At 61.6% G+C, this 19,380-nt stretch carries 15 protein-coding genes, 1 tRNA gene and 1 pseudogene; 2 read left to right on the top strand and 15 right to left on the bottom strand.

What is annotated here, in order from left to right; all coding sequences use genetic code 11:
* The first annotated feature begins 97 nt into the window (after window positions 1–97).
* Window positions 98–256, top strand: a complete 159-nt coding sequence (locus ABRP30_RS25910) for a YqaE/Pmp3 family membrane protein (RefSeq protein WP_012316587.1) — start codon at window positions 98–100, stop codon at window positions 254–256.
* Window positions 257–287: 31 nt separating this feature from the next.
* Here the strand turns inward: ABRP30_RS25910 and ABRP30_RS25905 are convergent, their stop codons facing one another.
* The 10 genes from ABRP30_RS25905 to ABRP30_RS25860 form a co-directional block, all read right to left on the bottom strand.
* Entirely contained in the window at window positions 288–2,111 is a 1,824-nt protein-coding gene (locus ABRP30_RS25905; RefSeq protein WP_349976508.1) for a S9 family peptidase, read from the bottom strand.
* Complete coding sequence (gene pqqE / locus ABRP30_RS25900; protein ID WP_241805686.1) at window positions 2,077–3,225, bottom strand: pyrroloquinoline quinone biosynthesis protein PqqE; 1,149 nt, start codon at window positions 3,223–3,225, stop codon at window positions 2,077–2,079. Before pqqE ends, ABRP30_RS25905 begins: the two co-directional genes overlap by 35 nt.
* Entirely contained in the window at window positions 3,197–3,472 is a 276-nt protein-coding gene (gene pqqD / locus ABRP30_RS25895; RefSeq protein ID WP_012316584.1) for a pyrroloquinoline quinone biosynthesis peptide chaperone PqqD, read from the bottom strand. The genes pqqE and pqqD overlap by 29 nt, the downstream gene beginning before the upstream one ends.
* Window positions 3,469–4,224 (bottom strand): pyrroloquinoline-quinone synthase PqqC, encoded by a 756-nt coding sequence (gene pqqC / locus ABRP30_RS25890; RefSeq protein ID WP_012316583.1) that lies wholly within the window; start codon window positions 4,222–4,224, stop codon window positions 3,469–3,471. Before pqqC ends, pqqD begins: the two co-directional genes overlap by 4 nt.
* Before the next feature lie 9 nt (window positions 4,225–4,233).
* Window positions 4,234–5,145, bottom strand: a complete 912-nt coding sequence (gene pqqB, locus ABRP30_RS25885; protein ID WP_349976507.1) for a pyrroloquinoline quinone biosynthesis protein PqqB — start codon at window positions 5,143–5,145, stop codon at window positions 4,234–4,236.
* Between the two features lie 89 nt (window positions 5,146–5,234).
* A complete protein-coding gene (pqqA, locus tag ABRP30_RS25880; protein ID WP_008365141.1) occupies window positions 5,235–5,306 on the bottom strand; it encodes a pyrroloquinoline quinone precursor peptide PqqA in 72 nt (23 codons plus the stop codon).
* 169 nt (window positions 5,307–5,475) lie between these two features.
* A complete protein-coding gene (gene pqqF / locus ABRP30_RS25875; RefSeq protein ID WP_349976506.1) occupies window positions 5,476–7,761 on the bottom strand; it encodes a pyrroloquinoline quinone biosynthesis protein PqqF in 2,286 nt (761 codons plus the stop codon).
* A gap of 46 nt (window positions 7,762–7,807) precedes the next feature.
* Window positions 7,808–8,602: a carbon-nitrogen hydrolase family protein gene (locus ABRP30_RS25870; RefSeq protein WP_349976505.1), complete on the bottom strand. Its 795-nt coding sequence runs from the start codon at window positions 8,600–8,602 to the stop codon at window positions 7,808–7,810.
* 14 nt (window positions 8,603–8,616) lie between these two features.
* Complete coding sequence (locus ABRP30_RS25865; protein WP_349976504.1) at window positions 8,617–10,299, bottom strand: NAD(P)/FAD-dependent oxidoreductase; 1,683 nt, start codon at window positions 10,297–10,299, stop codon at window positions 8,617–8,619.
* A gap of 190 nt (window positions 10,300–10,489) precedes the next feature.
* Window positions 10,490–10,951, bottom strand: coding sequence for an Lrp/AsnC family transcriptional regulator (locus ABRP30_RS25860; RefSeq protein ID WP_012316578.1), 462 nt, complete (start codon window positions 10,949–10,951; stop codon window positions 10,490–10,492).
* 124 nt (window positions 10,952–11,075) lie between these two features.
* Here ABRP30_RS25860 and ABRP30_RS25855 point away from each other — a divergent pair, with 124 nt between their 5' ends.
* Complete coding sequence (locus ABRP30_RS25855; RefSeq protein WP_267819235.1) at window positions 11,076–11,633, top strand: serine acetyltransferase; 558 nt, start codon at window positions 11,076–11,078, stop codon at window positions 11,631–11,633.
* Window positions 11,634–11,708: 75 nt separating this feature from the next.
* Here ABRP30_RS25855 and ABRP30_RS25850 read toward each other — a convergent pair whose 3' ends face one another.
* The 5 genes and pseudogenes from ABRP30_RS25850 to rpoD all read right to left on the bottom strand — a co-directional run bounded on the left by ABRP30_RS25850 (window position 11,709) and on the right by rpoD (window position 19,330).
* Window positions 11,709–12,863 (bottom strand): Fic family protein, encoded by a 1,155-nt coding sequence (locus ABRP30_RS25850; protein ID WP_349976503.1) that lies wholly within the window; start codon window positions 12,861–12,863, stop codon window positions 11,709–11,711.
* A 421-nt stretch (window positions 12,864–13,284) separates the two neighbouring features.
* Window positions 13,285–13,488, bottom strand: a pseudogene (locus ABRP30_RS25845) (site-specific integrase); the annotation flags it as partial.
* A gap of 33 nt (window positions 13,489–13,521) precedes the next feature.
* Window positions 13,522–13,598 (bottom strand) — tRNA-Ile (locus tag ABRP30_RS25840).
* Window positions 13,599–13,614: 16 nt separating this feature from the next.
* Window positions 13,615–17,358, bottom strand: a complete 3,744-nt coding sequence (locus tag ABRP30_RS25835; protein ID WP_349976502.1) for an EAL domain-containing protein — start codon at window positions 17,356–17,358, stop codon at window positions 13,615–13,617.
* 121 nt (window positions 17,359–17,479) lie between these two features.
* The gene (rpoD, locus tag ABRP30_RS25830; RefSeq protein ID WP_241807057.1) at window positions 17,480–19,330 is read right to left on the bottom strand and encodes an RNA polymerase sigma factor RpoD; all 1,851 of its coding nucleotides are present in this window, start codon (window positions 19,328–19,330) and stop codon (window positions 17,480–17,482) included.
* Between the last annotated feature and the right edge of the window lie 50 nt (window positions 19,331–19,380).

Below are 19,380 nucleotides of genomic sequence, written 5' to 3'. Positions count from 1 at the left end.
CCCGTTCAAGGGCTTTGCAAAAAACCGCGCCATGCACCGGTGGAACCTCTGTGATGCCCAGCTAGTCTCTGTTTAGACCCTTTGAGGAGAAACTTGCATGGACATCATTCGCATCATTATCGCCATCATCCTGCCGCCGCTGGGTGTGTTTCTGCAGGTCGGTTTCGGCGGGGCGTTCTGGCTGAATATCCTGCTGACCTTGCTGGGGTACATTCCGGGTATCGTGCATGCGGTGTACATCATCGCCAAGCGCTGAATCTGCTGGGGCCGCAGCGCGGCCCCAGGTTTCATCGGGCTAGCACCCGGCAATAGAATCGCCATTCCTCTTCGAGGGCATGTGCAAGGTTTTCGGCCTTTCGAAAGCCATGTCGTTCGTCCGCATAGAAGTGCCCCACGGCTTCGATGCCATTGGCCTTTAACGCCTCAAGCATCGAGCGCGTCTGTTCCGGCACCACCACAGCATCCAGTTCACCCTGAAAGAAAATCACCGGCACGTTGATCTGCTCGGCATGCAGCAGTGGGGTGCGTTGGCGATAGCGTTCGGCATCCTGCTGCGGGTCGCCGATCAGCCAGTCCAGGTAATCCCCTTCGAACTTGTGCGTGGCACGGCCCAGCGCTAGCGGGTCGCTGACCCCATAGAGGCTGGCGCCGGCGCGGAACACGTCATGGAACGCCAAGGCGCACAGCGTGGTGTAGCCCCCCGCGCTGCCGCCGCGGATGAACGCCTTGTGCTTGTCGACCAAGCCCTGAGCGGCCAGGTATTCGACCGCCGCGCAAGCATCGGCCACATCGCTCTCACCCCAACGCAGGTGCAGTGCCTGGCGGTATTCCCGGCCATAGCCGGTGCTGCCCCGGTAGTTCAGGTCGGCCACGGCAAAGCCGCGTTGGGTCCAGTACTGGATGCGTGGGTCCAGCACGGGATAGCAGGCTGAGGTCGGCCCGCCATGTATGAACACCACCAGCGGTGCGGCGCCCTGCGACTGCGATGGCGGGTAGAAGAAACCATGGGCCTGTTCCTCGTCACTGCCATAGTGGAAGGACTGCGGCAGGCTGACCTGTTCTGCCGGCAGGATTTCGGCACCACCGGCCAGTACGCGCACCTCGTGGTGGCGGCGGTCAATGGCAATCACAGCCGGCGAGCTGATGGGCGAGGCGGCGATGGCATACAGGTGCTCGCTGTCCATGGCCAGGCTGCGAAAGCGTGTGTAGGCACTGGCGTAACGCGCCATGTGGCCATCCTCAGCCCGCAGCCCCAATTGCCCGAAGCCGTCTTTGAACCAGCTGGCCAGGTAGCTTTGCGGCCCCAGCGCCAGCCAGGTACAGGTGCCAAGCTGCCAAGGCGCGGCAGCGTGGTCCGCAAGCGCGGCAGGCAACGCCTGCCAGTGGCCCTCGACCTCACCCCAGGGCTGCCAGAAGCCGTTGCGGTCGGACAGGCAGTACAGGCGGCCTTCGGCATCGAAGCGCGGCTGTTGCAGGGATTCGTCAGCAGCGGCTACACGCTGCACCGGGCCCCAGTGGCCGCTGGCATCCCGGGTGCGACACATCAGCCGGGTGACGGTCCAAGGCTGTGCCGGGCGGTCCCATTCGACCCATGCCAGGCGTTGGCCATCGGCACTCACTGTGGGTGAGGCATAGAAATCGGCGCCTTCGGCCAGCACCTCGCGGCTGCATTCATCCAGCGCGACCAGGCGATGCTCTACCTGCTCGGCATGCCGCTCCTCGACGGCCAGCACCTGGCCAGCATGCCACTGCACATCGCCGTAGCGGCAGCTGGCATCCTGAGTCAGCGCGCGCGGTGGCAGGTCGTCCAGCGGCTGGGTGTAGACCTGTTGGTCCTTTTCGTTGACGAACACCAGCCCGTCGCCACCCAGGCAGAAGCTGCCACCGCCATACTCGTATACCCGGCTGCGCACGCTGAAGCCATCCGGGGTCAGGCAGCGTGCCTGGTGGTAAAGCCAGTGCCAGATGCGGCAAGCACCATCGGCCGGGCGAAATTCGATCCAGAACAACCCGTCGGCAGTGACTTTGAGTTCCGTGAAGTCGGTGCCGGCGGCAACCGCCTGGGCCGCACTGAATTCAGCCGCGGGCGATGACACGGGAGTTTCGATCATTGCGGAAGGTCATCTGTTCAATGGCAAGGTCGGCTGTTTCTGCCTCCTCGCGGGCTTTGAGGATGATGCCGTGGTCGGCCGACTTGGCGCACACCGGGTCGGCGTTGCTGGCGTCGCCGGTGAGCATGAAGGCCTGGCAGCGGCAGCCGCCGAAGTCCTTTTCTTTCTCGTCGCACGAACGGCAGGGTTCGGGCATCCAGTCATAACCACGGAAACGGTTGAAGCCGAACGAGTCGTACCAGATGTGCTTGAGGTCGTGATCACGAACATTTGGGAACTGCACCGGTAGCTGACGGGCGCCATGACAGGGCAGGGCAGTGCCGTCCGGCGTGATGGTCAGAAACAGGCTGCCCCAGCCATTCATGCAGGCCTTGGGGCGTTCCTCGTAGTAGTCCGGCGTGACGAAGATCAGCTTGCACGGGTTGCCTTCGGCCTTGAGCTTCGCACGGTACTCGTTGGTGATCCGTTCAGCGCGTTCAAGTTGCTCACGGGTCGGCAACAGGCCCAAGCGGTTGAGGTGCGCCCAGCCATAGAACTGGCAGGTGGCAAGCTCGACGAAATCGGCCTCCAGCGCCACGCACAGCTCGATGATGCGGTCGATCTTGTCGATGTTGTGCCGGTGGGTGACGAAGTTGAGCACCATCGGATAGCCATGGGCTTTCACCGCACGGGCCATCTCCAGCTTTTGTGCGAAGGCCTTTTTCGACCCTGCCAGCAGGTTGTTCACCTGTTCGTCGCTGGCCTGGAAACTGATCTGGATGTGGTCCAGACCGGCTTCCTTGAAGTTGGCGATACGGGCCTCGGTCAGGCCGATGCCGGAGGTGATCAGGTTGGTGTAGTAACCCAACCGGCGCGCTTCGCCGATCAGTTCGGCGAGGTCCTGGCGCACCAGCGGTTCGCCACCGGAAAAACCGATCTGCGCAGCGCCCATTTCACGGGCTTCGGCCATTACCTTGAACCACTGCGCGGTCGTCAGCTCCTTACCCTGTTCGGCGAAGTCGAGCGGGTTCGAGCAGTACGGGCACTGCAGCGGGCAGCGATAGGTCAGTTCGGCCAGCAGCCACAGCGGCAGGCCGACCGGTACCTCAGGCGAGGGTGATCCAGTGTTCGCCACGGGCCACCTCCATGAATTGCTCGATGTCATCAGCGACTTCGGGCACACCAGGAAATTGCTGTTCGAGCTCGGTGATGATCGCGTTCACGTCACGTTTGCCGTCGATCAGGCCGCCAATGAGGGAGGCACTGTCATTGAGCTTGATCATGCCCTCAGGGTAGAGCAGCACATGGCCTTTCTGCGCCGGTTCGTACTGGAAACGATAACCGGGGCGCCAGTTCGGCACTTGTTTGCGGTCGAAACTCATAGGGCAATCCCCTTGTGCCATACCCGTTGCTGGGTGACGGTGTGATACGGCGGGCGGTGCAGCTCATAGGCCATGCTCATGGCATCGAGCATGCTCCAGAGGATATCCAGCTTGAACTGCAGGATTTCCAGCATACGCTCCTGGGCCGCCCGGGTGGTGTAGTGCTGCAAGGTGATCGTCAGGCCGTGTTCGACATCGCGCCGGGCCTGGCCCAGGCGGGTGCGGAAGTACTCGTAGCCGGCAGGATCGATCCACGGGTAGTGTTGCGGCCAGCTGTCCAGGCGCGACTGATGGATCTGCGGGGCGAACAGTTCGGTCAGCGAGCTGCTGGCCGCTTCCTGCCAGCTGGCGCGGCGGGCGAAGTTCACGTACGCGTCGACGGCGAAGCGCACACCTGGCAGCACCAGCTCTTGGGAGCGCAGCTGGTCGGGGTCGAGCCCCACAGCCTGACCCAGGCGCAGCCAGGCTTCGATACCACCGTCTTCGCCCGGGGCGCCGTCGTGGTCGAGCAAGCGCTGGATCCACTCACGGCGCACTTCACGGTCCGGGCAGTTGGCCAGGATCGCGGCATCCTTCATCGGGATGTTCACCTGGTAGTAGAAGCGGTTGGCCACCCAGCCCTGAATCTGTTCGCGGGTAGCGCGCCCTTCGTACATCGCCACGTGGTAGGGGTGATGAATATGGTAGTAGGCGCCCTTGGCGCGCAGAGCCTGCTCGAATTCGGCAGGCGACAGTGGCAGTGCTTCGCTCATCGGGCCTCCTTACAACTCGATGCTCATGCCGTCGAAGGCGACTTCTACCCCTCGGCGCTGGACCTCGGCGCGTTCGGGGGAGTCTTCGTCCAGAATCGGGTTGGTGTTGTTGATGTGGATAAGTACCTTGCGCTGGCTTGGGAAGCCGTCCAGCACCTCAAGCATGCCGCCGGGACCATTCTGCGCCAGGTGGCCCATTTCGCGGCCAGTACGGGTACCGACCCCGCGGCGCTGCATTTCATCATCCTCCCACAGCGTGCCGTCGACCAGCAGGCAGTCAGCGTCACGCATCATTGCCAGCAGTTTGTCGTCGACCTGACCCAGGCCGGGCGCGTAGAACAGCTTGCCGCCGGTGCGGGTGTCTTCTACCAGCAGCCCCAGGTTGTCGCCCGGGTGTGGGTCGAAGCGGTGCGGGGAGTAAGGCGGTGCGGCGCTGCGCAGCGGGAAGGGGGTGAACTTGAGATGAGGGCAGGCCGGGATGACGAAGCTGCCCTCGAGCTCGATACGGTTCCACTGCAGGCCACCGTTCCAGTGGCTGAGCATGTTGAACAGCGGGAAGCCGGTGGTGAGGTCCTGATGGACCATGTCGGTGCACCAGACCTGATGCGGGCAGCCTTCGCGCAGACTGAGCAGGCCAGTGGTGTGGTCGATCTGGCTGTCGAGCAGGACGATGGCGTTGATGCCGGTGTCGCGCAGGGCACGGGCCGGCTGCATTGGCGCGAAGGCCTGCAGCTGGGCACGGATGTCGGGTGAGGCGTTGCACAGGATCCAGTGAACACCGTCGTCGGACAGGGCTATCGACGACTGGGTACGTGCCGTGGCGCGCAGGCTGCCATCGCGATAGCCTTTGCAGTTGACGCAGTTGCAGTTCCACTGCGGAAAACCGCCGCCGGCGGCGGAACCGAGAATCTGGATGTACATGGTTGCTCTCTATCCGAACTGTGCGAAGAACCGTAGCCTGAAAAACGACAACGCCCCGGCTGGCCGAGGCGTTGAGACGCAGGCAATGCTTAGCGGCTGGCGAAGTACATGGTCACTTCGAAGCCGATACGCAGGTCAGTGTATGCAGGTTTGGTCCACATGGTTTTTGCTCCTTCCGGGTCAGGGTAGAGGGTTCAGCTATTTGTTTGGCGTCGCCTCGCGCCGAAGGTTCCGGCGGCTGAGATAGCGTTATCTTACAAGAAAATCATGTACCGAAAGGTTAATTCTTCGAAACGCGCCCTTGCGGTATACGTAACAATGGATTCCGGGTCAGTGCCAGGCGCCCTCTGGCGCAGGCCCATTGGCCAGGCAGAGCAAGGGTGAATCGGCTGCGAGCAGGCCACCCAGCAAATCGTCCAGATGTGCTTGTTGCGTCTTGAGGATAGCCGCGCTTAATGTGGGGAGATCACCGGGTAGTGTAGCCAAGTGTGTCTGCCATGCCCAATCGGCAAGGTCCGCGTTGGCCATGGCTGGCTCGTCGAACTGTTCCGCCAACCTCTGGCGTGCAGCTGCGTCCAGGCGTACTCCCTGGCGCAGAAGGGTGAGCAGGTGACCGAGGATCTCAGCGTGGGTGGCATGGGGTGATTGCACGCCGAACAGCAGCCCGCCGATGCCCTCCACCTGACGAAAGGTACTGAATACGGCGTAACCCAGCTGCAATTCCACACGTAACTTTTGGTACACAGGCCCTTGCAGCATCTGGGCGAGAAGCCGGCCGCAGGCCTGCTGGTGCGCAGGCACGGGGCAGAACAGCAGCAGTGCGGGCTCGCTGCCCGGCACCTTGGCGTGGTGCCAGCGCCGGCCGTGCCAGGCGGGCGGCGGTACGGGCATGCCGAGCTGTCCGGGGCAGCCTTGCAAGGCTGCGCTCAGGGCTTGCAGGGCAGTTGCATCGAACCCCACCGCCAGGCCATGCCACCGGCTGTGCTGCCATGCATCATCGAGTGCCTGTTGATTGATCGCCCTGGTTGGCTCGGGCGTTGGTACTGCGCCTGTGAGTGCCTCTGGCAGTTGGTTGAGCAGGGCCCTGATTGGGATCAGCAAGGGGGCCTGTTGTGTAGGCGGATCCCAGTCAGCAGCGGGCGAACGCAAACACGCGATGGCGAGTTCGACGGCTTTTATGACCGTTGTGGGCAGGCCAGTGCAACGCAGCTGCCAATACTCGCCTGCGGCACTGAACTGCAGGTGCACAGCGGCACGCTCGCAGCGTGCCTGTAGCGGCTGCAGGGCGCGTTCCAGCACAGCATAGAGGCGCTGGCGCAGGGCCGAAGGCACTTGCCAGCGCAGATGAACTGCCCCGTACTGGCGCGCCGCTGGCAGTTGCTGATTGACCGTCAGCGCTGCAGGCAATTGCGGCAATTGCGTGGGAGGCAAGCCGGGAAGCAACAAAGGTTCGGCGGCTGGCAACTGCCATTGGCCATGCTTGCGCGATGGCAGGCCTTCGAGCAGTGCCTGAAATGCGCAGAGTGCTTGTGCATCAAGTGCCGCCAATGGCTGGCCTGCGCTGTCGCGGCGGGCCAGATCGAGGGGGCTGGCGTTGCGTTCGCGGCTCTGGTGCAAAAGGCCGAATTCGGCGTTCAGGTGCGCCGGATCGCATTGCCGGATGAAGCCGAACCATCCGTGCAGCAGGGCGTGAGCTTCTTCTGCACAGGCGTCTTTGCTGAGTTCGAGCTCGATGTGCCAGAGCATCTGCCCGGCGAAGGCATACAGCATTTCAGCCTTGAACGCTTGCAGCCAGCCGCGCTGGCGTAGTGCATCCAGCCAGGTGCCCGGCCTGCTGTCGCTCAAGCCGGCAATCAGCAGCTCCAATGCCCGTTCGGCACCAGGGGGCAGGTTTTCATGGGTGAAGACCAGGCCAGTGCTGGTGCTCGACAGGGCCGGTGGCGGTGTTTGTGGCCTGCGTTCGCCACACGCAAACGCACCGGCGTAGTGCCTGCCAAGCTGTTCGAGCTCATCCAGCGGTTGCGGCCCACACAGGCTCAAGGTGATCTGGCCGCCTTGGTAATAGCGTTGATGGAAATCTGTGAGCGCTCGCTGAAAGGCGGGGTCCTGCAACGCCAAGGTATACCGGTTGCCTGCATGAAAACCGCCTAGCGGATGGCCAGCCGACACTGACTGCAGCAGGGCCAAGCGCTGCTGTGCCTGCGGGTTGCGCGACCACGCGATGAATTCGGCATGAATCACTTCACGCTCGCGGCGCTGGCGTTCGCGACCCAGGTCTGGTTCGGCGAGCATCTGGCAAAGGCGGTGCAGCCCGCCGGCCAAGGCTGCGGGCGGCACTTCAAAGAAGAAATCCGTGGTGCGTTCGCGGGTGCTGGCGTTGACCTGCCCGCCAAGGGTCTGGACGTAGCGCATCAGGCCGTCATCCAGCGCAAAGCGGGGGGTGCCAAGGAAGAACAGATGTTCGAGAAAGTGCGCCAGCCCTGGCCATTTTGCCGGGGCATCGTGGCTGCCCGCGTGGACCTTCAGCGCCGCAGCCGAGCGCTTGAGCCGCGGGGCATGGCGCAGGGTGAGCTGCAGGCCGTTGGCTAAGGTGAGGTGGCGAGTGGCATCAGGCATGGGGGCTCCGGGTCAGGCACACATGCTAACAAATTTGTTGGCCCTCTCAGCCTCGCCGCAGATGCAACTCCTTGCGCAGATCGGTGAGGTAAGGAAATGCTTTACGTCCCTGCACCACCTGCTCTTGCGCCAAGTCCGCCAGCAACTGGCACTCCTCCCGGCCGGCCATGGCCAGCACGCTGCCATCCGGCGCGATGATGCTGCTCTGGCCGCAGTACTGGATTTCGCCCTCGGCCCCGCAATAGTTGGCATACACCAGGTAGCACTGGTTTTCCTGTGCCCGGGAGCGCACGGTTACCTGACAGACAAAATCATACGGTGCCATGTTCGCGGTCGGCACCAGGATCAGCTCAGCGCCGTCCAGCGCCAGGCGCCGGGCATTTTCCGGGAACTCGATGTCGTAGCAGATCAGCAGCCCGACCTTCCAGCCTTCCAGCTCGACCACCGGAAAGTGGTCGGCGCCCGCACTGAACATGCCGCGGTCCAGCTCACCGAACAGGTGCGTCTTGCGGTAGTTGCACAGGCTACGGCCATGAGCGTCGATCAGTTGCACGCTGTTGTAGATCGCGCCATCGTCAGTGCGCTCGGGGTAGCCATAGACGATGGCGATGCGATGCGCCTGGGCGATCTCCACCACCTCCATGGCCGCTGGGCCATCATTGGCCTGCGCCAGGCGCTCTACCTGTGCCAACCCGATGTTGTAGCCGCTCAGGAACATCTCCGGACACACCAGCAACTGTGCGCCACGCTCGGCCGCCAAGTGCGCCTGGTGGCGCAGCCGTTGCAGGTTGCCGGGCACATCCAACGGGTTGGGTGCACCCTGGAACAGAGCGATGCGCATGCTGCCTCCTTGTCTCAGTCTGCCAGGGCGATTGGCCCGATTTCGTCGAACACATCGCCCGGGCCTGGATTGTCCGGATGGGTCTGGCCACCGAAGTGGTTCATGATACCCCACACCGCATTGAGCGACGTCTGCACCGCCCCTTCGACCCAGGCCGGGGTCCACGATACGTCGTCGCCGGCGATGAATATCCCGCGTTGCTCGATGGGCATGTCCTGCTGCATGAAGTGCGCGTACATCCGTTGGTTGTAGCGGTAGTGGCCGGGCAGTGCGCCCTTGAAGGCACCGAGGAAGTGCGGGTCGGCCTCCCAGGAAATGGTGATCGGGTCGCCGATGATATGCCCGGCGATATCGGTCTTGGGGTAGATCTTCTTCAGTGCATCCAAGGCCAGCTGCACGCGTTTTTCCACGGGGTGCGGGAGCATCTTCAGGGCGTCGCTCATCCAGGCGTAGGACAGGCAGATCACGCCCGGCTTGTCGTCGCCGTTATCGAACAGGTAGGTGCCGCGGGTGAGCCGATCAGTGAGGGTCATGCTCATCAGGTCGCGGCCGGTTTGCGGGTCTTTGTCCTTCCAGAACGGCCGATCGACCATGACGAAGGTCTTCGACGACTGCATGTAACGGGTGCGGTCCAGGGCCATCCACATCTTTTGCGAGAACAGCGATTCTTCACAATCGATCTGGGTGGTCAGCAACCAGCTCTGGCAGGTGGCGAGCACGGCGCCGTAATGGCGAGTGTCGCCCCAGTTGTCGGTGACCGCGAGGCGCCCGTCGGCTGCGCGGGCAATGCGTTTCACCCCAGTGCGCGGTGCGCCGCCATGCAGCGCGCTCAGGCTGGTGCCCTCGGGCCAGTGGGCGCAGCGCTGCGGTACATGGCGCCAGATGCCCTGTGGTACCTGCTCCACACCGCCGACGATCAGGTGCTGGTGGTCGTCGCAGTTGGTCATCACCACCCGGAAGATTTCCAGCATCGAGTTGGGGAAGTCCGAGTCCCATCCACCTGTGCCGAAGCCGACCTGGCCGAACACCTCGCGGTGCTGGAAGCTCAGTTGGGCGAACGAGCGCGAGGTTGCGACGAAGTCGTAGAAGGTGCGGTCGTCCCACAGCGGTACCAGCTTGTTCCACAATGCTTTGAGGCGCGGAACATCGCGATCGCGGATCGCCTGCTGGATATCGGCGAACTGCGCGCCGCTTTCCAGCGCGTCGGCCCAGGCATCGGCCACTTCATGGAACAGTTTGGGCAAATCGCTGACTGTTTCGGCGTAGTAGGTCTGGCCTTCCAGGTCGATCACCGTGCTGCCGGATGCCGGAGTCAGTGGGTTGGGGAAGGGCTTGGTTTCCAGGCCCAGCTTGTCGACATAGTGGTAGAAGGCGGTGGAGGACACTGGAAAGCGCATGCCCCCGAGCTCGGCGATGATTCCGTCGGTGCCGTTGAAGGCCTGCGAGCGCAGTCGGCCACCCATCTTCGAGGCCTCATACACCACAGGCTTGAGCCCCAGCTTCATCAGCTCGTAGGCCGCCACCAGGCCTGCGATGCCGGCACCGACGATAGCGACTTCCTCACCGTGGCGATCAGCCGGAATGCTGCCCAGCCCTGCCGGGTGTTCCAGCCAGTCGTCGAAGCCGAACGGGAAGTCCGGGCCGAAGATGGTGATGGGTTTCTTGCCGTCGGCCGGGTGGCGGTTTTTCTTGTTCATTGCAGTGACCTTGCCAGAGCGGCTGCGCAGGGGCGGAGCCTGAGTATAGGAGATGCCTGGTGGTCATTTTAGGGCGACGGGTGTTCGTAATTAAGATGCAAAGCGTCGTCGTATTGGCGTTTTATTTGTCATAACGACATGTGTATCAATACTTTTGACGATTGATGCTTAGCGCCTGCACTGCTACCAACTAGACGGGCTGGCCGCGGTCCACTTTGCTGCTGAGGATGATCGAGGTGGTGGTCTTCTCCACGCCTTCTACGCTGCCAATCTGGTCCAGCAACTGGTCCAGTTGTTCTGGCGAGTCGCTGCGCAGCCAGGCTACGTAATCGAACTCGCCGCTGACCGCGCACAATTGCTGCACTTGCCCCATGGCAGCCAGGCGGCGCACGACCTCCTTGCCGGAACGCGGTTGCACCTTGATCCCGACATAGGCTTGCAAGCCACCATCGGCCAGGCGCTGGCCCAGGCGTACGCCATATCCGGTGATGACTTTGCCCTTCTCCAGGCGCGCCAGGCGCGAGTTGACGGTGGTGCGAGCGATACCCAGGTGGCGGGCAAGGGTGGCAACGCTTTCGCGGGCATTGATCTGCAGCAGGGCGATCAGTTGGTGATCGATGTCATCGAGGGCGATTTGGCGGGGATTCGACATGGCGAGTCTCTACAGTGGGCTTGCAAGCCTAGCCAGGCTGTAGCGACCAGGGCAAGACAAAGTGCTGATGCGTGGCTGGCTTGATTGCGGCATCATGGGTGGCTGATTCAAGTGGGCCCACGTCGTGAATTTCGAAACCTTGCTGGAATGCTGGCGACAGGAGGTCTCCAACAAGAAAAAGCCCGGACGCCGTATCAGCCTGTTGTGCAACGTGCTGCGTCGAGCGCGCAAGGACAACAAGCTGCGCTTTCTTTTCGCCTATCGCCTGGCGCAGTACCTCGATGGTCGCGGCGGCCTGAGCAGGCGATATGCCCGCGGCATGCAGCAGCGGCTCAACCTCAAGTACGCCGTGGATATCGACATCGGTGCGCAAATAGGCCCTGGCCTTCGTATCGCCCATCTGCCAGGTGTGGTGATCACTGGCAACGTAAGCATCGGGCGTAATTTTTTGATACGGCAGAATTGCTCGGTCGGCATCAAGACCCTTGGCCTGGACCATTACTCGCTGTGCATAGGCGAAAACGTCAGCCTCGGTGCCAATAGCTGCATCATTGCTGACCAGATCAGCATCGGCGACAACGTAATCATCGGGGCCATGTCTCTGGTGACTCAAGACATTCCTTCCGATAGCACCTTCTACAACCCGCGCCAGCGGCACATGCCGCGACGGCGGGATGCTTGAGCGCGTGATGCCATCTTCGCGCAGTACGTCGCACAGGCTCCAGCGTTTCTGGATGATGTCGGTGTTGGTCCTGGTTTACTCGGTGTCGATGCCAGAGAAGCGACTGCCGGGCTGGTTGATCTGATAGCGGGTACTGCGGCCTCCGCCGGGTAGGCGCCGTAGGCAGCCTTTCTCTAATAGGTCGCTCAAATGCCGAGTGGCGGTGGCCTTGGAGACCTGCGCCACGGACTGGTACTGTGCAGCGCTTATACCGGCCTCGAAGCCCTTCTCCCCGCCTTCGAGCAGTCGATTGAGTACTTTGATTTGTTCGGGCAGGAGCGAGTCTGTGCGATGTGCCTGCCAAAAGCGTGCCTTGGCCAGTACCCGGTCTATGCGGGTAAGGGCTTGCTCCAGGCTCTTGAGTAACGTGCCTAGAAACCACTGCAACCATGCTGTGATTTCTAGGCTGCCTTTCTGGCTCGCTTCGAGGACTCGGTAATAGCCGGCGCGGTCGTCGAGGATACTCGCCGACATGGCGTAAAAGCGGATAGCCTGCTGCTCACCCTGGGCCAGTGCCATATCTGTAATGGCGCGGGTAAGGCGGCCGTTGCCGTCATCGAATGGGTGTAGGGTGACGAACCAGAAATGGGCAATGCCGGCGCGTAGTAACGGGTCGAGACCGGCATCGTTGTGGCTGCTCCCGAACCAGGCAAGGAAATCTGCGAGCTGTTCTTCTAACCCCGCGCGCGGAGGGGCTTCAAAATGCACGGTAGGGCGGTCGAGCCGGCCAGAAACAACCTGCATAGGCTCTTCGCCGCGTAGCGTGCCAACCCGTAACCGGGGACCCAGCAGGTTGTCTTCACTAGGGAACAGCCAGCAGTGCCAGCGATATAACCTCTGTTGGTCAAGCGGCTGCTGGTGTGCGCTGGTAGCATCGAGCAGCAACTCCGCCAGGCCTTCGGAGCGCATGCTGACTCGGCCTTCATCGCTGATGCCCAACCGCCTTGCCAGGGAGGAGCGTACCGAGCCGACATTCAGCTGCTCACCCTCGATAGCTGATGAGGTGACAATGTTCTGTAGCAGGGCATCCAGGCTGCTCTGCGCCTCGGTATCACTACCAACAGCGCCGAGCATGCCGAGCAAGCGTCCCTGGGCCTGAGTGCAGGCGCGCAGCAGTGGGGCAAGTGGTTCGGTTTGCCAGGTGAAGATTGGCCAGTCGGGCTGCTGCCAGATCCAGAAGGGGTCATTCATGGGCTTGCTCGTCTGTGAGCCGATTAGCGAGCTTATTCGGCTCATGGTTTGAGCTGATAATGGCGGCTATTCGGCTCATTGTCTAATGCTCAAGCCAGGTTGTGTGGCTTGATCAGCGCACCTGGTCAGGGTTGTCGCTCCAGCTCTTGCAGGCGTATCAGTATTTCTTCCTGAGATTGAGGGGAGAAAATCCAGTTCCTGTATTTAGGGTTGTATTCGCCGCCCAGCTCATTTCGCCAGGATGTAACCAGCTGCGTGATCTGTGGATTAATGACCAAGATCGTACGGCAACTGAGCCTATAGGCAGTAGGCGGGCGGATAACCACATCCCCATGATCGTATAGCGGTGCTCGATACATTTGGCTTGGGTTTAGCTGCAGGGGGCGGGGCTTGAACAGGCACCTACGCTACGTCAATTATTGAGCAGCGGACTGGTTGTCCTTTTAGCCTGGATTACTCGGCCTGCTTCTTCTGCAGACAAGCGCCGGTCGCGGCCTTTGCCTGGGCCCGGTTTGCGGATGTTCAATATCGGGTGGAAGCTGAGGCCCAGACCCCATTCGTGAATCGCCACAGTGAGCAGGTGGCTGAGCAGGGCCAGTTCCAAGTGAACGGTGTTACTGCTGGTGAAAAAAAGCCGCGCAGTGCGCGGCTTTGAAGGTGGTGGGCCCACACGGACTCGAACCGTGGACCAAAGGATTATGAGTCCTCTGCTCTAACCAACTGAGCTATAGGCCCTCAGTAAGTGCCCGGATTATAACGAGGGTTTCGAAAGCGTGCCATCCGAAAGATCGGTTAGTGCTATGCGAAGAAACGTCGCTGCGAAATCATCGGGTGGCAGCGGCAGGCTGACGATATAGCCTTGGATCTGTTCACAGCCCTCTGCGGCCAGGAATCGTTGCTGCGGCTGGTTCTCCACCCCTTCGGCGATGATGGTCAACTGCATGCTGCGCCCCAGTGCGATGATGGCGCGCGCGATGGCTGCATCGTGCGGGTCGTCCGGCAAACCGCGGATGAACGACTTGTCGATCTTGAGGATGTCGAGTGGCAGGCGCTTGAGGTAGCTCAAGGATGAATATCCGGTGCCGAAATCATCAATTGCCAGTTGCACACCCAGCTGCTTTAGCTGGTGGAGCACGGCCAGGGCTTCTTCGGCCTGGCTCATGATGAAGTTCTCGGTAATTTCCAGCTGCAGGTCGCCCGCCTTCAGTTGGTAGGTCTTGAGCAACTGCTCGATGCGCCTGGCCAGGCCATGGTGGCGCAGCTGCGCACCTGCGAGGTTGATCGACAGCGGGCCAAAGGCTTGGTAGTGCTTCTTCCACTGGTGCATCTGCCGGCAGGCCTGCTCCAGCACCCAGTCGCCGAGCTGCAGGATGGTACCGTTCTCTTCGGCGAGGTGGATGAAGTGCTCTGGCGGCACTTCGCCGAAGGTGGGGTGGCTCCAGCGGATCAACGCTTCGGCGCCCACCAAGGTCTGGGTCTTGAGGCTGAACTTGGGCTGGTAGCACAGGCTCATCTCGTTGCGCTCTATGGCCCGGCGCAGCTCGTGCTCCAGGGCAATACGTTCGCTGGCCTGGGCTGTGAGGTCGCGGGTGTAGGCTTCGACACGGTTGCGGCCTTTGGCTTTGGAGCGGTACATGGCGGCGTCGGCGTTGCGGATCAGCGTGGCGACGTCGGTGCCGTCCTGAGGGTAGAGGCTGATGCCGATACTGGCACTGGTGAAAAACTCGTGTTCGCCGGCCTGGAAGGGCGCGCTGAAGCAGGACAGCAGTTTGTTGGCAATGGCGCTGGCATCACTGGGTTTGTGCAGGCCCGGCAGCAGGATGATGAATTCGTCGCCACCCAGGCGCGCCACGGTATCGACGTCGCGCACTTGCTCTTTGAGGCGCTGGGCGATGCCCTTGAGCAGCAGGTCGCCGACCGGATGGCCAAGGCTGTCGTTGATGTGCTTGAAGCGATCAAGGTCAAGGAACAGCACCGCGCCCTGGCGGTTGGATGCTTGCGGGCAGGTGAGCACGGCCTGCAGGCGGTTCTCGAACAGCGCGCGGTTGGGCAGGCCAGTGAGCGGGTCGTGGTGGGCCTGGTAATCGAGCTTGGCCTGGGCATGCTTGAGGCTTGAGATATCGGCGAATACGGCGACAAAATGCGTGATCTCGCGGTCGCTGTTGCGCACGGCGCTGATGGTCAACCAGCCCGGGTAAAGCTCGCCATTTTTGCGTTTGTTGTAGATCTCGCCCTGCCAATGGCCTTCTGCTGTGAGCTGATGCCACATGGCCGCGTAAAAGGCGCTGTCGTGCTGGCCGGAGGCGAGCAGGCGCGGGGTCTGGCCCAGGGCTTCCGTCTCGTTGTAACCGGTGATTTCGCTGAACGCACGGTTTACCGCGCTGATGCGCTGGTCGATATCGGTGATCAGAACGCCTTCGGCGGTGTTTTCGAAGACGGTGGCGGCAAGTTGCAGTTTTTCCTGCATCAGGTGGCGCTCGGTGATATCGCGGGCGATGGTCAGCATGCAATCGACGCCGGCAATCGGCAGTGGCCGTGCGGACAGTTCGCACAGGCGGATCTGCCCGTCGCTGCGGCGGATATGGCAGCTGAAATCGCGCACGAAACCATCACGGGCGAGTTGAGTGATCAGGCGTTTGCGTTCGTTGAGGTCGACCCAGATGCCCAGGTCGAAGGACGTCTGGTCAAGGGCAGGGTCCAGGTCGTAGCCGGTCAGCCGACAGAAACCCTCGTTGACCTCCATCAGCAGGCCATCGCTCTGGCGCGACAGCAGCAAGCCATCCGGGGAGGCGTGGAAGGCTTTGGCAAATTTCTCTTCGGAGGTTTGCAGTTGCTGTTGGGTTTCCTTCAGCTGGCTGATGTCGCGCACCGCGACGACGAAGGCCAGGGTGCCATCGAGCTCGAAGGTTTCGGCAGAGGTCAGGCCGGTGAACAATTGGCCGTTGCTGCGCCGGAAGCTCATTTCCAGGTTGCGGATGCCGCCTTGGTGCAAGCGTTCGAGCAGCAGTGGCCCGGCACCTTGCGTACCCCACAAGTTCAGCTCTGTGGCGGTGCGGCCAACGACTTGGCCTGGGGTCAGGCCGATCTGCTCTTCGAAAGCTTCGTTGACCTCCAGCAGGCACCCATCACTGTGGCGTGCAATCAACAGGATGTCGGGGCATTGCTGGAAGACCGAAGCGAACTTCTGCTCCGAAAGGCGCAGGGCGTCTTCGGTGCGCTTGGTTTCACTGATGTCGATCATAAGCCCGCGCATCACAGGCCGGTGGCCATGCTCGATCATGCTGACGATATTGCGCACCCAGAGTGAGTGGCCATCGGCACGCATTACCCTGTAATCGAGGCTATGGTCGCGCCCGGCTGCGGTTTCACTTTCGCAGTAGGCCTGAGCCCAGAGTGCATCCTCCGGGTGCAGGATGCTGCGCCAGAAACCCGGTTTGAGCCATTCGTGCAAGGGGTAGCCAAGCAGGTCTTCGGCATGGGGTGAGACGTAGCTATAGGTGAAGTCATTGGCGTCAGCTTCCCAGGCGATAGCTGAGAGGCTTTCGATCAGCCCACGGTAATGGTACTCGCTGCTGCGCAGTTCCTGTTCCAGGGCGATGCGCCTGGATATTTCCGAGCTGAGGCGGCGGTTGATGCGGATCACCACGGCCAGAATGGCGATCAGCAAAAGCACGGCGGGCAGGCCGTACATGAGCATGTCGTGCCAGAACGAGCGTTGATCGACCACATTGCCGACCCAGCGTTGCTGAATCTGCCTGATCTCGTCACTCGACATGTCGGCCATGACCTTGTCGAGGATGCCGACCAAGACCTTCTTGTCACGCGGTGCGGCCATGGCCAGCTGATAGCGGTAGGGTGTTTCGCCGCTGACATAAAGGCCGTCCAGTTTAAGCTGGCGCAGGCTCCAGATGCTCGAGGCGAGGTCGCCGACCACGGCATCCACCTCGTCGGTGGCCAGTGCTTGCAAGGTCGAGCTTACATTGGGCATGGCGACCAGGTTGAGATCGGGATGGTGGGTACGCAGCAGCTCATGTGGAGCGTAATTTTCCACCACGGCGATTTTCAGGCCGTAAAGGTCTTTCAGTGTGCGGGGTTGCTGGCCGCCTTCGTGGGCCAGGATGACGATGGGGAAATCCAGATAAGGGCGGGTGAAGGCCAGATAGCCCTGGCGTTCGGGAGTTGACATCACGCCGGGTAAAAGGTCGATGCGGCTTTCGCGCGCCTGTTGAAGCACCTCGGTCCAGGTGCTGGGTTCGACCGGTTTGAATGCCACGCCCAGGCGTTCCTGAAGCATGGCGATGTAATCGGCGGCCAATCCCTGGTACCGGCCTTCCTGGTCACGAAATTCGAACGGTGGCCAGGAGGCGTCGACGCCTAGCTTCAACTGCGGGTGGGCAGTGAGCCAGGTTTTTTCCTCGTCTGTCAGGGTCAGGGCGCCGGCCGTTGTGTTCCACAGGATCAGGAGCAGCAACAGAATGGCCGGCATTGGCGGCATGGCAGCCTCGTATTCAGGTGGTCTGAATTCGAGTGTAGACGGGCATTCACCCCGAAGGGTAGCTACTTGCCACGACCTTTTGTCACATAAGAAAAACCCCGGCCTGGGCCGGGGTTCGTCATCACTCGTCGAGGAAGGATCGCAGGTGCTCGCTGCGCGTAGGGTGGCGCAATTTGCGCAACGCTTTCGCTTCGATCTGACGGATCCGTTCACGGGTCACGTCGAACTGCTTACCCACTTCTTCGAGGGTGTGGTCGGTGTTCATGTCGATACCGAAACGCATGCGCAGCACCTTGGCTTCGCGTGCGGTCAGGCCCGAAAGCACGTCACGGGTCGCTTCCTTGAGGCTTTCGACCGTGGCCACATCGATCGGGGACTGCATGGTCGAGTCCTCGATGAAGTCGCCCAGGTGCGAATCTTCATCGTCACCGATCGGGGTTTCCATGGAGATCGGCTCTTTGGCGATCTTCAGGACCTTGCGGATCTTGTCCTCAGGCATCTCCATGCGCTCACCGAGCTCTTCCGGGGTCGGTTCGCGACCCATTTCCTGCAGCATCTGCCGGGAAATACGGTTGAGCTTGTTGATCGTCTCGATCATGTGCACCGGGATACGGATGGTGCGTGCCTGGTCGGCGATCGAGCGGGTAATCGCCTGACGAATCCACCAGGTGGCGTAGGTCGAGAACTTGTAACCGCGACGGTATTCGAACTTGTCCACCGCCTTCATCAGGCCGATGTTGCCTTCCTGAATCAGGTCGAGGAACTGCAGGCCGCGGTTGGTGTACTTCTTGGCGATGGAGATCACCAGACGCAGGTTCGCCTCGACCATTTCTTTCTTGGCGCGGCGGGCCTTGGCCTCACCGATGGACATGCGGCGGTTGATGTCCTTGATCTCGGCAACGGTCAGGCCGGTCTCGGTCTCAAGGTCGATCAACTTTTGCTGGCAGGCAACGATGGCGGCGTCCTTTTCACCCAGGGCGGCAGCCCATTTGGTGTTGCGCTTGGCCAGGTCACCGCTCCAAGTCTGGTCGGTCTCGTTGCTCGGGAACAGGCGCAGGAAGTCGGCACGCGGCATGCGCGCATCACGGACGCACAGTTGCATGATGGCACGCTCTTGCTGACGCAGACGGGCCAGGGCATCACGAACGCGCTCGACCAGTACGTCGAACTGCTTGGGCACCAGCTTGATCGGCATGAACAGATCGGCCAGGGCCTGCATTGCGCCAATGCTCTCGGCGTGGCTGCGGCCATGCTTTTTCAGCACCTTGAGGGTGATGGCGAGCTGATCCGATACCGCGCCGAAACGCTGGGCGGCAACGACGGGGTCCGGACCGCTTTCGGTCTCTTCCTCATCGTCACTGCTGTCGTCGCTTTCTTCCTCGTCGTCGGCCTCTTCCTTCGCGGCTGCGGCCTTGGCGCCAGGGATCGGCACTTCTTCGGTCGGCGCGGCGATATTGTCGTCAGGGTCGATGTAACCGCTGAGAACGTCGGACAGACGGCCACCTTCGGTGGTCACGCGATCGTATTCACTGAGGATGTAGTCAACAGTGCCCGGGAAGTGGGCGATAGCGCCCATCACTTCACGGATGCCTTCCTCGATACGCTTGGCGATTTCGATTTCGCCTTCGCGGGTCAGGAGCTCGACGGTACCCATTTCGCGCATATACATGCGCACAGGGTCGGTCGTGCGGCCGATATCGGTTTCAACGGCCGCCAACGCAGCAGCGGCTTCTTCGGCCGCGGCTTCGTCGGTGTCGGCTTCCGCCAACAGAAGGGCATCCGCATCCGGAGCACTCTCGAATACGTTGATCCCCATGTCGTTGATCATGCGGATGATGTCTTCCACCTGTTCAGGATCTGAAATATCCTCAGGCAGGTGGTCGTTGACCTCCGCGTAAGTCAGGTAGCCCTGCTCACGACCGCGGGTGATCAACTCTTTGATACGAGACTGCTGTTGCGCTTTTCCGGACATAACACCCTATCCACTGAAGGTCTTGGCGGGCAAAAAACAAGCCGAGGATT

The organism is Pseudomonas sp. WHRI 8519 (assembly GCF_040224055.2).
Lineage (GTDB): Bacteria > Pseudomonadota > Gammaproteobacteria > Pseudomonadales > Pseudomonadaceae > Aquipseudomonas > Aquipseudomonas putida_X.
Note: the sequence above shows the minus strand (reverse complement) of the source record. Positions and strands in the feature narration are given on the sequence as shown.